The 14256-nt window shown below is 44.9% G+C and carries 17 protein-coding genes; 1 reads left to right on the top strand and 16 read right to left on the bottom strand.

Features of this window, described 5'->3' with window-relative positions; genetic code table 11:
* Positions 1-130 precede the first annotated feature (130 nt).
* The 16 genes from FHS17_RS04080 to FHS17_RS04005 form a co-directional block, all read right to left on the bottom strand.
* The gene (locus tag FHS17_RS04080) at positions 131-1609 is read right to left on the bottom strand and encodes an Lsa family ABC-F type ribosomal protection protein (protein WP_167274995.1); all 1479 of its coding nucleotides are present in this window, start codon (positions 1607-1609) and stop codon (positions 131-133) included.
* Positions 1610-1897: 288 nt separating this feature from the next.
* Positions 1898-2488 carry a dienelactone hydrolase family protein gene (locus FHS17_RS04075; protein ID WP_341805759.1) on the bottom strand — a complete coding sequence of 197 codons (591 nt, stop codon included), beginning with the start codon at positions 2486-2488 and terminating at the stop codon, positions 1898-1900.
* Between the two features lies 1 nt (position 2489).
* Entirely contained in the window at positions 2490-4574 is a 2085-nt protein-coding gene (locus FHS17_RS04070) for a transglycosylase domain-containing protein (protein WP_167274987.1), read from the bottom strand.
* A 320-nt stretch (positions 4575-4894) separates the two neighbouring features.
* On the bottom strand, positions 4895-5221 hold the full coding sequence (locus FHS17_RS04065) for an AzlD domain-containing protein (RefSeq protein ID WP_167274983.1): 327 nt from the start codon (positions 5219-5221) through the stop codon (positions 4895-4897).
* Entirely contained in the window at positions 5212-5937 is a 726-nt protein-coding gene (locus FHS17_RS04060) for an AzlC family ABC transporter permease (RefSeq protein ID WP_167274980.1), read from the bottom strand. The genes FHS17_RS04065 and FHS17_RS04060 overlap by 10 nt, the downstream gene beginning before the upstream one ends.
* Before the next feature lie 70 nt (positions 5938-6007).
* Positions 6008-6472 (bottom strand): DMT family transporter, encoded by a 465-nt coding sequence (locus FHS17_RS04055; protein ID WP_167274975.1) that lies wholly within the window; start codon positions 6470-6472, stop codon positions 6008-6010.
* Positions 6469-7173 (bottom strand): Crp/Fnr family transcriptional regulator, encoded by a 705-nt coding sequence (locus tag FHS17_RS04050; protein ID WP_167274971.1) that lies wholly within the window; start codon positions 7171-7173, stop codon positions 6469-6471. The genes FHS17_RS04055 and FHS17_RS04050 overlap by 4 nt, the downstream gene beginning before the upstream one ends.
* 34 nt (positions 7174-7207) lie before the next feature.
* Positions 7208-7633, bottom strand: coding sequence for a DMT family transporter (locus FHS17_RS04045; protein ID WP_167274967.1), 426 nt, complete (start codon positions 7631-7633; stop codon positions 7208-7210).
* 118 nt (positions 7634-7751) lie between these two features.
* A complete protein-coding gene (locus FHS17_RS04040) occupies positions 7752-8030 on the bottom strand; it encodes a hypothetical protein (protein WP_167274964.1) in 279 nt (92 codons plus the stop codon).
* A gap of 99 nt (positions 8031-8129) precedes the next feature.
* A complete protein-coding gene (locus FHS17_RS04035; RefSeq protein WP_167274961.1) occupies positions 8130-8855 on the bottom strand; it encodes a methyltransferase domain-containing protein in 726 nt (241 codons plus the stop codon).
* Between the two features lie 140 nt (positions 8856-8995).
* Positions 8996-9478, bottom strand: coding sequence for a methylated-DNA--[protein]-cysteine S-methyltransferase (locus FHS17_RS30810; protein ID WP_341805758.1), 483 nt, complete (start codon positions 9476-9478; stop codon positions 8996-8998).
* A gap of 55 nt (positions 9479-9533) precedes the next feature.
* Positions 9534-10007, bottom strand: a complete 474-nt coding sequence (locus FHS17_RS04025; RefSeq protein WP_167274956.1) for a cupredoxin domain-containing protein — start codon at positions 10005-10007, stop codon at positions 9534-9536.
* Between the two features lie 21 nt (positions 10008-10028).
* On the bottom strand, positions 10029-10229 hold the full coding sequence (tatA, locus tag FHS17_RS04020) for a twin-arginine translocase TatA/TatE family subunit (protein WP_167274951.1): 201 nt from the start codon (positions 10227-10229) through the stop codon (positions 10029-10031).
* Between the two features lie 21 nt (positions 10230-10250).
* On the bottom strand, positions 10251-11006 hold the full coding sequence (tatC, locus tag FHS17_RS04015) for a twin-arginine translocase subunit TatC (protein ID WP_341805757.1): 756 nt from the start codon (positions 11004-11006) through the stop codon (positions 10251-10253).
* Positions 11003-12724, bottom strand: a complete 1722-nt coding sequence (locus FHS17_RS04010; protein WP_167274947.1) for a GMC family oxidoreductase — start codon at positions 12722-12724, stop codon at positions 11003-11005. The genes tatC and FHS17_RS04010 overlap by 4 nt, the downstream gene beginning before the upstream one ends.
* 14 nt (positions 12725-12738) lie before the next feature.
* Complete coding sequence (locus FHS17_RS04005) at positions 12739-13506, bottom strand: gluconate 2-dehydrogenase subunit 3 family protein (protein ID WP_167274942.1); 768 nt, start codon at positions 13504-13506, stop codon at positions 12739-12741.
* 242 nt (positions 13507-13748) lie between these two features.
* On the opposite strand from FHS17_RS04005, the gene FHS17_RS04000 reads away from it, so the two are divergent.
* The gene (locus FHS17_RS04000) at positions 13749-14114 is read left to right on the top strand and encodes a YmaF family protein (protein WP_167274937.1); all 366 of its coding nucleotides are present in this window, start codon (positions 13749-13751) and stop codon (positions 14112-14114) included.
* The last annotated feature ends 142 nt before the right edge of the window (positions 14115-14256 follow it).

Raw genomic sequence — 14256 nt, 5'->3', positions numbered from 1 at the left:
TAACTATGTCGATTAAATTTGAGGATGCAGAGATCCTCTTACTATAGCACCTTTCTTTTTAATGTGCAAATACTTTTTGAACAAAAAAGCCGCCCAACTGGGCGGCTTTTTTTATGAACTTTTATTAAGATCAGAGATTAATGATCTTCGTCGCAATATTTTCACAGAACGCTCGGTCATGCTCAACAAACAGGATCGTTGGCGTATATTCCAGCAGCAGCTCCTCGATCTGCATCCTGGAGATGACATCAATAAAGTTAAGTGGTTCATCCCAAATATGCAAATGACTCTTTTCGCAAAGGCTCTTTGCAATCAGCACCTTCTTCTTCTGGCCGCCGCTGAACGAGGACATATCCTTCTCGAACTGCACTCGGGAGAAATCCAGCTTCCGCAAAATCGCTTTAAAGAGACTTTCATCAATTCCCTGGTCTCGTGCATAATCGGTCAGATTCCCCTGCAAATGTGATGTGTCCTGCGATACATAAGATATTTTCAGCTGGCTGCCCTTTCTGAAGGTACCTGTGTATTGGATATCTTCGCCGTTGATTAATTTGATCAGGCTTGATTTGCCGGAACCGTTCTTGCCAGCTATAGCAATTCGTTCACCCTGCTCGATCGAGAAGCTGATATCATGGATGACACTCTTTTCCCCATAATAAATGGAGACATGCTCGAGCTCTACCAATTGAGGTTTATGGTAAGCCAGCTGTGAAATTTTTAGACTGTCCGAGTTTTCGATGTTTTTGAGCAGCATTGACTTCTCATCAATCGCCGATTGCTGTCTCTGCTCGATCGATTTTGAGCGTTTCATCATTTTCGCCGCTTTATGGCCAACGTACCCTTTATCCACCTTCGAACCGGAGTTTCTTGTGCCATTTTTGCTCTTCTCTACTTCATTTGACCAGTTATTTGTACGTTTGGCCGCATCAGACAACCGTTTAATATCTTTCCTTAGTTTATCATTCTCACCAAGCTCGTAGTTATCCTGCCGTTCTTTGTTCAACCACCAATCGGAGAAATTACCCTTCTGGATCTCAATATTTGTTCGATTGATGGACAGGATATGATCGACGCAATTATCCAGGAATGTCCGGTCATGAGAAACTAGAATAAAGCCGCTTTTGCTGTTCAAATATTGGCTGACCAGCTTCCTAGCCTCCATATCAAGATGGTTGGTTGGCTCATCGATCAGCAGGAAGCTGTTCTCCTTCAGGAATAAAGCAGCAAGTAGCACTTTCGTTTGTTCTCCGTTAGAAAGTGACTCGAACGGCCGGTACAGCACATCGTCGGATACCCTCAGCAAAGTCAGCTCGCGCATCAGCTCCCAGAGCTGATAGTCGGGATAAATTTCCTCCACCACATCAATGGTATGATACTCCGGATGCTCGACGTGGAATGGAAAATATTCAAAGGTTACACTCGACGAAATATGACCGCTGTATTCATACTTGCCAAGCAGCAGATTCATGAATGTGGTTTTCCCTCTGCCGTTCCGGCCGGTAAATCCTAATTTCCAGTCGGTGTCGATTTGGAAGCTTACATTTTCAAATATATTGTCATAGCTGCCATAATGGGCAAACGTGAGGTTAGATACGTTAATTAATGTCATAAACAAATTCCCCCTGTACATAAATAAAGAGCTGCAAGAAAGTTACCTTTCTCACAACTCAAATAAATACAGCAAATCTAGCCCGCTAATTCGCATGCAGGGTTAGAATGGGATATTCATTGAGATGAAAAAGATGTAGTAACTTTCTTGCGCATATAAAAATAAAACAACCGAAATAGATCGTCCTGGTTTGTTTTATTGATTTATACCATCGCAAGAAATTTCTACATATCTTCTTCATCCCCAATCCTTAAATTAAACGTATCTTAACATAGCCTTTTCCGGATTTCAACCTTTGGATTTCAGAAAAGTCAACATAATATGGAAGGCCTCATTTGCAGATGATTCCAAATAGCGGGCTGAATAAGGGTCGCTGAAGCCATGCTGCCCGCTGATTTTATGAACCTCTACTTGAGGTTTTTCCTTCAGTGAAGTGATGAGCTCATCCACCTGAAAGGATGGCTCAATCTCCGGGTAAAACAATAAGGCAGGGCAAGCTGGGGATACATCCATGTAGCTACGAATCCGAGAACCGTAGTACCCAACGACACCGGCTACATCCGGATTGCTGCTGCAAATCCAGGATGCAGTCGCCCCCACGCTAAAGCCGACTAGGAACACTTTCTTGTATAAGGCCTTGAGCTCTGTGACTTTTTGCTGAATAGCAGCAGAAGCTTTATCGAAGCCAATGTTGGTCATAAAATAGCTGTATGCCTCTTGCTCTTCCTCATAAACGAACGACTCAGGTCGATCCAGTAAATTCGGACAAAACACATCAAACCCATGTTTACCTAAAGCCTTGCAGGTATAAATCATATGTTGATTAATGCCATAAATTTCATGAGCAACAAGAATAGCGCTCTCCGATTGGCTCTTCATCTCAATCATCTTCCTCTCGGTCCCGGCCTCTCCCTGGTCCGCGGTCTTCTTTACCTTTATGTTCATCTTTCTTTTTGTCTTCTTTGCCTGGTTTGTCAGCCTTGTCTGGCTTATTCTTCCCTGGTGGCTCAGGCTTCTTATCCTTCTCTTTCTCTCCTTTTTCCTTATCGTCTTTCTTTGGTTTTGCAGGAATGCCTGGAGCTTTCGGGAAAGCTATAACCTTCTCATCTTGCAATGCTTCGTTCATCAGCTTCTGGAATACAGCAGCAGCAGCCTTAGATGTCGTGGTCAAATAATGAGTCGCATCTGTATGATCGTAACCAAGCCAAACCGCTCCAACAAGCTGCGGCGTATAGCCGACAAACCAGTTGTCCTTCATCCCTGCTCCACCTGTACCAGGCATTTCTGTAGTGCCTGTTTTACCTGCTACCGGACGATCCGTGAGCTGAGCCGCGTCGCCCGTTCCTTCACTAACGACACCTTCCATCATGGAGGTCATGGTTCTGGCTATTGCTGGTTCTGTTACTTTAATGCCGTTAACTACTTCTGCATCTGCGACAGCTTCCCCTTCGGCCGTTTCAATTCGTGTTATCGAATGCGCAGGAATCCGGGTTCCGTCATTTGCAAAGACGCTGAATGCTTCCGCCATATCAAGTGGTGAAACCCCTTCCTGCAAACCGCCAAGGGCAAGCCCTAATGTTCGGTCCGCATCCATCAGCTCGATACCGAATCGATCTGACGATTCCATCCCCGCTTCGATCCCCATCTCGTTTAACAATTTGACAGCCGGCACATTGTAGGAATGGATAAGCGCTTCATAAAGAGACACTTCGCCATGGTAGCTGCCGCCTGCATTTTTCGGCTGATAGCCTCCAAAATTTACGGGTTCATCTACAATGGTATCTTCAGGTGAGTAGCCCCGCTCCAAGGCTGGTGTATACACTGAAATAGGCTTCATGGTAGAACCAGGTTGGCGTTTCAGTTGAACAGCTCGATTGAAGCCCCGGAACGGCTGCTCCCCGCGTCCCCCAATAAGGGCTCGAATGCCGCCATCCCTAGGATCAACCATTACCGCTCCACTTTGGATGAGCTGATCAGAGCTGCTTGCAGGGAACAGGCTGTCTTGTGAATATACATTCTCAGCAGCCTCCTGCATTTTCGTATCCAGAGTTGTATATATCCTTAGACCACCGTGAAGAACTTCATTCTCAGTAAGGCCGTACTTCTCGCCAGCCTCGCGGATCATTTGATCCACAAAATAAGGATACTTTATTGAGTTACTGCTGCTTGGCTTAGAGCTCTGAATTTGAAGTGGTTCGTTAATAGCCTTCTCATACGTTGCTTGATCAATCTTCCCTTGATTCTTCATAAGCTGAAGCACCACATTTCTGCGTGCTTTGGCCTCGTCCGGATGGCTGTATGGTGTAAGCGCAGAAGGTGCCTTAATAATGCCTGCCAAGAGAGCCGATTGAGGGAGCGTAAGCTTATCTACACTTGTGCCAAAATAGATTTCAGCCGCCTTCTTAATTCCCCAAGCCCCTTCGCCGAAATAAATCTGGTTCAAATAATACGTGATAATCTGCTGCTTATCGTAGTTTTTCTCGATCTTCTCAGCAAGCAGAAGCTCCTTCCATTTCCTTGTCCAAGTCCGCTCTTGAGACAAAAAGACGTTCTTAGCTAATTGCTGCGTAATGGTACTTGCACCTTGTACGGTTTTCCCGTTCGTCAGATTAGTCATTAACGCACGACCAATTCCCTGTAGGTCCATACCACTATGCTCAAAATACCGCTTATCCTCGACAGCAACAACCGCTTCGATAAGCTGCTCCGGCAAGCTGTCATAACTTACAGCCTCAGACTTTTTGGGAGAAATACGAAGCGCTTCCTCCTTGTTCTGATCATAAATAATGGTCGCTGCGGGGAGCGGCTCGTCCAGCAGGGATACATCCTGCCTGGCAACAAGCATATTGAAAATAATGATACATGCAACGGCTAGCACAATGCCTGCCCCAATAACAGCAAGGGCAGCCTTTTTCCAAATGCCCCGTTTCTTTGATTTTTGCTGATGAATTTCTGATCTTCTCATACGACTTCCTCCAAGCTTCCGTCAACCTGCTACTTTTGTCTTGGATAATAATTCGTAAACAAGACTAATTTTCTGTACGTTAGGAACTAAACTTGAATAAAAAAGGCCTGCCTCTTTAGGCAGACCTACATCAACATCAAAGCTTATGTGTTCTCGTCTCGCTGTTTTCGCAGATCGTTTATGAGGATGTCGAGTCTGGCAATGATTCTTTCATCATTTTTCAGTTGGAGCTGGAGTCTTCTTTCTAAGCTTATTAAGCCTAATACGACCAATACCATAAAAATGATTGCAAGAATGCTCATAGCGTCCTCCCAGGTTACTTAAAATAGGAATCGTAAAATCATAACCGTAACTACCCCAACAAGAATTGTTCCTAATAGACTACGAGTAAAAATAGCGATTAAGAATGTCGGCAGTGCTGCGAATAATTCGATGTTATCCTTCAGAGGAGTAATCTCTCCATCTGTCATCAGCAATTCATTCCCTAATAATGCAGCCATAACGGCAACAGGAATGTAGCTTAACCATCTCATCGCCAAATCCGGTTTTTGCAGACGGCTGAGCACCATAAGCGGAAGCACCCGCGGAATAAAAGTAACAAGTGAAGCACCAATAATAATTGCGAATATTCCCCATCTTATTTCCATTTTTCAATCAACACTCCTATTGTTGCGGCACCAATGGTTGCGATGATTACCGCCACGCTGCCGGAGGTCACCATACTTATTCCCACTACGATGACGACCGCACTAATAACGACAATGAGGTCTCTTGCGAGCTTCTTGCGCCCAAGCAGCTGTAGAACAAGTAGTCCGATGAACATCGCTGACAGTGCAAAATCCAGTCCAAACTTCTCCGGATTCGTAATCCATTGTCCAAAGAAAGCACCTGCCATCGTGGCGAAAATCCAATTCGGATAAGCGGTCACATTCAGGCCGTTCATCCACTTTTCGCTTAGAGATGATTGATTAGACGCCTTATTAATAGATACGCCAAAGGTCTCATCGGTAAGCAAGGAGCCAATCATCATGGTCTTTAACGTGGTTAAATGACGGAAATAAGGCGACAATGCTGCGCTTAACAGGAGATGTCGAAGATTAACGATAAATACAGTGAACACAATCGCAGCAATGGAGCCATGGTTTGCCACCATACCCGCAATAATGAATTGTGCTGAACCTGCATAAATGAGGATGGACATCAAGGTGATCTCGAGGACACTTAATCCGGACGTATGTCCAACCACACCAGCTGCAAACCCAATGCTTAAATAACCTAATAATGTTGGTACACAATCTTTAATTCCTTGAAGGAAGCTGTCCTCGCTGCTACCCAATCTTAGTTGTACGTTCTCTTGCTGCATGTACTTCCCTCTCTAGCTAAATAGTTATCCTGCTATAATAGCATAAACCGTATCCTATGTTAGACTTTTTTCAAATATCAGCAGCTGCTTCTCTCATCTCTCTTGGTTTGAGCTTAAACAAGATCAATCCGGCGATTAATGCTATCACACCAACTGCTTTTTGCGGTGAAAAGGGAACCTGCTCCAGTCCAAACCAGCCAGCCGAGTCCCACCATAATGCGCATAACAGTTGAGAGGACATGACGATTGAAATCGCATAACTTGGCCCTAACAAATTCACTCCGCGGACCACACAAGTAACAACCCCTATCCCAACCAAGCCGCTGAACCAGAACCAGACAGGCATCGCTCTCCAGTTAAAGAAATCTGCGCCCTCAAATAGTACGCCCATACTGAGAGAAGCAATAAACCCCATCCCAAGCACCAGTGCAGTTGTCGTGTGCGAGTGAACAGATGCACTTACTTTATTATTAAACAGCGTTTGAACACTGATTAGCGCCCCCGCCGCCAAAGCTAATAGTATACCTGCGATCATGACTGATCCCTCCTATTTCCATTCTCATAAATATTACGGACAGCAACCGTTTCAAGACCTCTCCGATCCTTCAGTACAAGGGTTCCACGGCTGCGTTCAATCAAATCTTCCTTACAAAAGTTCTGAACCACTCTGTTCAAATGCCGATAGCTGGTTCCAATCAAGTTCGCCATGTCTTTCAGATTAGCAGTACTAACCGCAGCGTCTTCAAGTGAGGTGACAGAGAGAAGATAGCTTGCAAGCCTAACCTCTACCGGATACAACAGATTAAAGCTCAGAGATACCGATTTGTTATAAAACTTCTGAGTGACCAGATGAAGCATAAATTGCAGGAAGGACACTTCCTCTTCATATTGGCTTAACAATCGCTTGTGAATGCCAATAGCCTCGACAGGAGTAACAGCTGATACGGTATTCAAATTTTCCAATCCCCGCAGACATTCAATCTCACCAATAACGCCAAGCGGAGATGTAAAGTTAATAAGCAGCGTTCGTCCTTCTGCTGAAGTGGTGTAAACCTTTACCTTACCACGCACAAGAAAGAAGAAATATTCCGGAACCTCTCCTTGCTGGCAAAGCGCTTCTTCTGGTTCGAATTGGTACAATGACAAGTGCTGCTGTAATGGCTTTGGCAGCACATTCTCAAGAGCGTACTCTTTAAGATATTGATTAATCCGCTCGGAATCGAATATTTGCTTCATTTACTGCGCACCTCCTTCATGGATATTATATCCTTTAGAAGGATAAACACAGAATGCCAATGATCATCAGACCAAGACCAACCCATTGCGGTGTCTTTAAGCGTATAGGAACTGTACCAAACCAGCCGGCTTTTTCCATCAATAAAGTGACGATAATTTGCGCAATCAAAACACCGGATACGGTTACAGCTGCACCATTATGATGAAACGCTGTGATGTTGCTGAACAATATAAACGCAGCAAAAGCACCGCCGAATAGGAATGGCAGCTTTACCTGCGAGAGTTGTCTCCACGATCGATCCCCAGTGAACAATACGATAAGTATTGCCGCCACAAACCCTATGCCTTGCGTCAGTACTGCTGCTTGCCAGGTTCCAAGATAGTCGCCAATTGCCGCGTTAGCAGTGCCTTGTAAGGTAAGGAACATACCACCAAGCAAGGCATAGATTACGCCTTTCATTTATTTTTCCCCTCCTCGTTAATCCCACTCCCCTTATTTAACGATGAGCGATGGATTCCGAAAAGGACATATGTCCTCGATTGCGATTTCAGGCAAATAAAAAAAGCATCAGTGCCTCTTAAGCAGCGATGCTTTCCTTATCTTTTTCTTTATTCTCTTCGTTCTTACCTTGCATTTGATTGTTCTGATCACGAAGCTCTTGCAGCATCTTATCAAGCTCGGAACGAAGCTGATGAAGTTCATTTGTACATAAGAATTGAAGTTTGTCGAGCTCGCTAGCGCTCATATTTCCTGTGCGGATCTGATAAAGCAGCTTGTACTGCATCGATTCACTTTCGCTAATTCGGAATTCCGCCATTTTGACAGGCTCGGTTTTTTGCAATTTAATCATTGTCATCGTTATATAGCTCCTTTGTGCTTTTTTATTATCATAAAGGAACTATATTAACCGCGTATTTATTGATTGTTAGATTAGTATTAACTTTTGCGATTAGTGTTATTTCCGGGCCTTTACAATTAGAAACCATGGTTCGGTCATGAGACGCTCGTACCACCGGCTGTACCAGTTGCTTGCCTCGGGAAGGTCGATAAATTCCTTACTTGGCTGCGCTTCAACCATACGATCAAGTGTAAAATAATCCGCAGTTGCGTTAACAATAGCCATCATCGACCTGCGGTAGAAGCTAACCTCCACCGGTCCTGATTCTTTCTTATTCCATACTTCAGTCAACAATTCATGGGCAAAGTAGTCCGGTCTATCAAATTGCTTATAATCCATAAACGGATGATGAACAGAAAATTGCAGACTTCCACCTGGCTTTAGTATACGGCGGAATTCCTGAAAGGTTGGCGCCCAGTCCTTGAGGTAATGCAGAGTTAACGAGCTGACAATAAGGTCAAAAGCTTCATCCTCAAACGGAAGTGGCTGACTCAAATCGCAATTCAATATCGTTGCTTTGTCTCCAACGCGCCTTCTGCATGCCTCAGCCATTTCGGGACTCAAATCGATTGCCGTTACTTGCGCTCCTCGCTCGACGAACTGCCCCGTATACCAGCCTGCCGCGCAGCCTGCATCAAGCACATGAAGTCCAGTCAGGTCAGCTGGTAATAGCTTCATCATAGCTGGTCGCTCATAAAAAGCATTGTGACCACCGCTTGTATCCACATTTCGTTCATAATCAGCGGCAAGTTTATCAAAGGCTTGGAGAACTTTTTCTTTCACACCATCACATCCTTCCTCAAATTAGAACCGATACTTCTCATGTCCTTGCTTCTTAAAGGTCTTAACCCCTTCCAGATGAAGCAAATCTTCTTTCATTTGCAGCCCGCCTCTGAATCCCGTGAGCGTATTATTCTTGCCGATCACCGATGGCATGGGACAACGATCGGAATCGGGTTCATACCATTAGCTGTCCCGACAGCTCGTACGGCCTTAGGATTGCCAACAGCTTCCGCGATCTCGGCATAACTTCTCATTTCCCCATAGGGGATGTTAAATAAAGCTTGCCAGACGGCGTTTTGAAAAGCTGTACCGCGGAAATCGAGTGGAAACGTAAACGTCTTACGAGTACCATCGAGATATTGCTGTACTTGTTGTTTGTACTCCGATACCCTTGTTGGATCTTGGATAAGAATCGCCTTCGGAATCTTCTTACTTACCCACGCTTCAACCTGAGCAAATGATTCATTTGGCAATGTAATTTGGATTAAGCCCGCTTCTGTGGCAGCCAAATAGATCATGCCGGATGGGATAAGGAATCCCAGAATACTTCGGTAATCACCATCTGTTCTTCCTCCTACTCTGTATAGGTGATTTTCCTCTATATGAGCCGAGAATTCAAGCATACTCTGGGCACAACAAAAAAGCCGCGAAACTCGCGGCTTCTGCGTTATTTAGGTTTTACTCCACAATAAGCTTGCCAACCATTTTGCTATGCCCGGCACCACATACAACAGAGCATTGGAACTCATGTTCACCGGCTTTATCTGCCGTAAACTCAGCTGTCCCGTTGTTTTCTTTGATGTCCACATTGAAGTCCGGAATGGCAAAGCCATGGAAGCCTTCCGCATTGTTCAATGTGATTTTCACTTTATCGCCTTGCTTCACACGAATCTCCGGTTGATCAAACTCAAAGTTTTTTGCTTTGACAGTGAACGATTTCTCGCCGCCACCGCCAGAAGCATTGCCGCCAGTGTTAGTACCGGCATTGGTGCCAGCGTTATTTCCAACTGTATTATCTGTACCTGTATTTGTACCGGTATTAGCACCTGTATTGTTGTTCGCATCATTGTCATTACTGGAGCCGCAGCCTGCAGCAGTACCCATTACCGTAACAGCAAGTGCGGCAATCATAAGCAGCTTACGAATCTTCATGGTGTTATTCTCCTTTAGTCTTTAATTTTTTGACTGGTCAAGCTCAATGATGTTTGATTTGACTTCAGGCTCGTCATCAGCAATTCCTTTTGTCGAGTTTCTGAATTCGCGCAGCGTATCGCCAAAAGCGCGTCCAAGCTGAGGAAGCTTAGCCGGTCCAAAGACGATTAACGCAATAGCCAATATAATAATCAGCCCTGAAATACCTACGTTGTTAAACATAACAAGCACCTCCCTCCAGGATTAGATCGTTTGCATCGCAAGCTTCCGCCTATAGTAGCGCGTCGAGATAAAAGCGCTGATCTCAAACAAAACAATGAGCGGTAAAGTAACGGACAAATGGGATACAAAATCCGGAGGTGAAATAAGTGTTCCCACAATAGCCAGCCCAACATACGCATATTTACGAACTTGCTTTAGCTTGTCCGGTGTCAGCATACCTATACGCGTCAGGAAGGTCATCACAAGTGGCATTTCAAAAGCAATTCCCATTGGCAGCAAGAAACTGATCAGAAACGACATATAATGCTGGATGCCATATACTTCATTGGCTCCCATCGACTGATTCAGCTTGATCATAAACTTGATCATCATCGGCAAGGCAACCGTGTATCCGAACATCACGCCGCAGACGAACAGCAACGACGAAGTCGGTACATATACAAGGGTGCTCTTTGCTTCGTTTTCTGTCATGCCGGGTCTTGCAAATGCCCATAAGTGGTACATCAGGAACGGTAAGGTTAAGATGATCCCCACGAGGAGCGCACATTTCATATAGACGGCGATGCCATCTGACAAAGCGAATACGCTCCACTCCACTTCAATCGAACCCAAATGTCCTTTTACAAAGGTTAGTATCCTTGGCGCAACATACAGTCCTGCACATAAGGAGGCAATAAACCAGCCAGCCACATAGATAAGGCGTTTGCGGAGCTCTGTTAAATGACTGATCAAATCGCTGTCGATCGCCTCTGCCGCTTTGCCCATCGTTTTGCTCACACGAGTGAACCGCCTTTATCCAAATATTTCTGAACCCCTTCTGCCGTCCGGTAAGCCAGTGCACCAACCGTCGAAGTTGGATTATATCCACTGTTATGCGGGAAGTTGGAAGCGCCGCAGATGAACACATTCTCAGCATCCCACATCTGGAGATAGTTGTTGACAACAGAAGTCTTAGGGTCTGCTCCCATAATCGTCCCGCCTGTATTATGGGTGGATTGATAAGGGACGATATTGTATTGCTTAATCGAATCATGAATCTCCGTTTTGGTCGCACCCATCTCATCCGCAATCGCCTTTGTCTTCTGAGCTATGAACTTCACGAGCTCACGATCCTGATCTTCGAAATCAAATGTCATCCGAATCAGCGGCATGCCAAACGCATCCTTATATTCCGGATCGAGATCCAAATAGTGATAACGGTTCGGCATACTCGCACCTTGTCCGGTAACGGATAACACCCGGTTTGCGTTATGGATCGTTGCCTTCTTGAACTCAGCTCCCCACTTCGGTGTGTCAGCTGGAACAGGTTGATATTGAATTGGCCGTAAGCCAGTCTGGGTAAATCGGATATTCGCACCATGCAGGAAATTCAGATCGCTATGATCGAAGTTATCGCCATTGAAATCATCAATGCTGCTGCCTAGTGCCCCTGCACCCATGGCGAGGTTAAACTCACGGTCCTCATAAAAGGCACTTGTACTTGCACCATTCACCTGGTAGGCATAGTTACGTCCAACCGAGCCCTTTTCCGTTTGTGGATCATACGGCTCCCCTAGCTTGGAGGTCAACAGCAGTTTTACGTTTGTAAACAAGTAACCAGCAAGGATAACAACATCTGCAGGCTGCGTATATTCTTCACCTGTTGGTGTGTGGACATAAGTGACGCCAGTCGCTTTTTTGCCATCGTGAATAATCTTGGTCACATTGGAATGGGTACGAAGCTCGAACTTACCTGTATTTTTGGCAACAGGCAGCACCGTAACAACAGGATCTGCTTTCGCGCCGTATTCACAGCCGAACCGTTCGCAGTAGCCGCAATATTGGCAAGGTGCTCTTTCCACACCATCAGGGTTCTTGTATACCTCAGACAAGTTAGCTGACGGAATAACGTAAGGATGGTAGCCAAGCTTTTTCGCTGCATTTTCAAACAGCTTCATCCCTGGCGATTTCTTCATTGGTCCTGTAGGGAAAGGAGTAGACATCGCACCGATATTAGAAGGGATTTCCTTCTCTCCAGAAATGCCGGCCATTTGTTCATATTTCACAAAATAAGGCTCGAGCTGCTCGTACGTGATACCCCAGTCACGGATTGTCATATTTTCCGGGATTTTCTTTTTGCCATAACGCTCTACTGTCTTGCTGTAGATTTCAAAATCATAAGGCAAGAAACGATAATACTGACCGTTCCAGTGAACCCCTGCTCCACCTAATCCATCTCCAAGCAGGAATGACCCGTATGTACGCATTGGCAATGCTCTCATCTTCATCGTGTTCCGGAAGGCGACGGTTTCCTTGGACAAATCCTGCATCAGCTCATACCGTGCAGCATAGCGAAGCTCGTCATGTACATGATAATAATCCTGTGTATCGCGGCTTTTGCCCCGTTCAATTCCTACAACGGATATTCCCGCCTTTGATAACTCGGCTGCAATTATGCCGCCAACCCAGCCCATGCCAACGATTACAACAGGAACCTTTGGAAGTTTAGTTGCCATTATGCTTTCCTCCTTTATCCGAGCTCAAGATGATCATGCAAGCTCATCGGCTCAAGTTTTACAAATTCTTCTTTTTCGATGTACTCGGTATAGCTCATTTGGTTGCCTGGGAAATTTCTCATCTTCCAACCGGCCATATTCTTATTGCCGCCATACAGTGGGTCAGCGTAAACTCCCTCAAGCGTCAAATTGAGAAACATAGCGAAGAAATTCGAAGCAGGAACATCTTTTAACTCAATATCATTACTTTCGAATGCAGTTAGTACAGCATCCTGCTCCTCTGGTGCAATTTCCACGAATGGCTTCTTATACTTCGTATTGCTGTAACCGTTCAAGGCATCTAGTCCAAGAGCAATCAGCTCTCTGCGTTTAAAGACAAGCTGATAGCCTTGCGTTGCTTCTGCCTTGTAATAAGGCGGCTGCATATAGTCTCTGGAATTCGTGCCAAAAGCGCTTGCCATCTGATGGTCGATGAAGAAAGCAACCCCAAGCTCCTTCGCACCAGGACCTAGATCGTCCTTAGGGAACAATCGTTCAGCGGCAGCTTCTGCTGTAAGGAATTGATCCTGATTGAAGAACATCAGCGCCTGGTTGTAATCTTTGTTATCCGTTGCCGTCTGCGGCGCGGCTGGTGTCTCTTCCTTATCTTTGTCCTTGAGGTTAGCGCCAACTAATCCGCCAATCACTCCGCCTAAAACGACCCCGCCAATTGCTGTACCGGAATACTTAAGGAACCTTCGCCGTGATTCGTCCTGCGGCTGATTTGGTTTATCATTTGCCATAATGGTTGTCTCCTTACTATATCGTTTTAGAAGGTTTTCTAATTTTCTTCCAAAAGCTGATAAATTATTCACGAATTATTCCAAATAAGGAAACAATGCAAAAAAGCCCGCCAAATCATAGCGAGCTTACAAGTACATGTAAATCTTTTATTTCAACTAAAATCAATGAAATAACCTAGAACGGATCAAACCTACTCTTAATACGATGATAGCAGTTCTATTATTTAGGAGGTTTGTCCAATATGCTTAGAAAAAGAGCGACAATTAATAAGAAAGCTGCACCATGTTACAAGGTACAGCGCCATGTCCATGAGTTTCAGGGCAGCACTCAGCTTGCTGAAGAAGGAGATGATCGTCATAATCACCGCTTCGCAGGTGTTACAGGTCAGGCGATTCCACGAGGAAACAGCCATGTTCATGAAATTGACTTGACCAATACAGATTTCTTTAATCATTTTCATAAATTGAAAAAAATTACGACAGGAGCAGCTATCCCTGTCGGAAGAGGCAAGCATGTTCATTTTGTAAAAGGCCAGACGACCTTCAATGATGGACATGTTCATAAATTTAAATTTTCGACCTTAATTCAAGCTCCGCTAGTTAAATAAACAACAAAAAGAGATAGACTGTCGGTTATCCGATCGTCTATCTCTTTTTGAAATTTTGAGACTATATTAATACGTTTACTGGTGAACCATTCAAATACGCCTCAATATCTACTACGATTCCCTCATAAAATCCGCGATAAGC

This window comes from Paenibacillus lupini (assembly GCF_011761355.1).
GTDB lineage: Bacteria > Bacillota > Bacilli > Paenibacillales > Paenibacillaceae > Pristimantibacillus > Pristimantibacillus lupini.
Note: the sequence above shows the minus strand (reverse complement) of the source record. Positions and strands in the feature narration are given on the sequence as shown.

Coding starts and splice junctions, on each gene's coding strand:
- FHS17_RS04080 (WP_167274995.1), bottom strand. CDS start 1,609: ATGACATTAATTAACGTATCTAACCTCACGTTTGCCCATTATGGCAGC.
- FHS17_RS04075 (WP_341805759.1), bottom strand. CDS start 2,488: ATGAAGAGCCAATCGGAGAGCGCTATTCTTGTTGCTCATGAAATTTAT.
- FHS17_RS04070 (WP_167274987.1), bottom strand. CDS start 4,574: ATGAGAAGATCAGAAATTCATCAGCAAAAATCAAAGAAACGGGGCATT.
- FHS17_RS04065 (WP_167274983.1), bottom strand. CDS start 5,221: ATGGAAATAAGATGGGGAATATTCGCAATTATTATTGGTGCTTCACTT.
- FHS17_RS04060 (WP_167274980.1), bottom strand. CDS start 5,937: ATGCAGCAAGAGAACGTACAACTAAGATTGGGTAGCAGCGAGGACAGC.
- FHS17_RS04055 (WP_167274975.1), bottom strand. CDS start 6,472: ATGATCGCAGGTATACTATTAGCTTTGGCGGCGGGGGCGCTAATCAGT.
- FHS17_RS04050 (WP_167274971.1), bottom strand. CDS start 7,173: ATGAAGCAAATATTCGATTCCGAGCGGATTAATCAATATCTTAAAGAG.
- FHS17_RS04045 (WP_167274967.1), bottom strand. CDS start 7,633: ATGAAAGGCGTAATCTATGCCTTGCTTGGTGGTATGTTCCTTACCTTA.
- FHS17_RS04040 (WP_167274964.1), bottom strand. CDS start 8,030: ATGACAATGATTAAATTGCAAAAAACCGAGCCTGTCAAAATGGCGGAA.
- FHS17_RS30810 (WP_341805758.1), bottom strand. CDS start 9,478: ATGCTTGAATTCTCGGCTCATATAGAGGAAAATCACCTATACAGAGTA.
- FHS17_RS04025 (WP_167274956.1), bottom strand. CDS start 10,007: ATGAAGATTCGTAAGCTGCTTATGATTGCCGCACTTGCTGTTACGGTA.
- tatA (WP_167274951.1), bottom strand. CDS start 10,229: ATGTTTAACAACGTAGGTATTTCAGGGCTGATTATTATATTGGCTATT.
- FHS17_RS04010 (WP_167274947.1), bottom strand. CDS start 12,724: ATGGCAACTAAACTTCCAAAGGTTCCTGTTGTAATCGTTGGCATGGGC.
- FHS17_RS04005 (WP_167274942.1), bottom strand. CDS start 13,506: ATGGCAAATGATAAACCAAATCAGCCGCAGGACGAATCACGGCGAAGG.
- FHS17_RS04000 (WP_167274937.1), top strand. CDS start 13,749: ATGCTTAGAAAAAGAGCGACAATTAATAAGAAAGCTGCACCATGTTAC.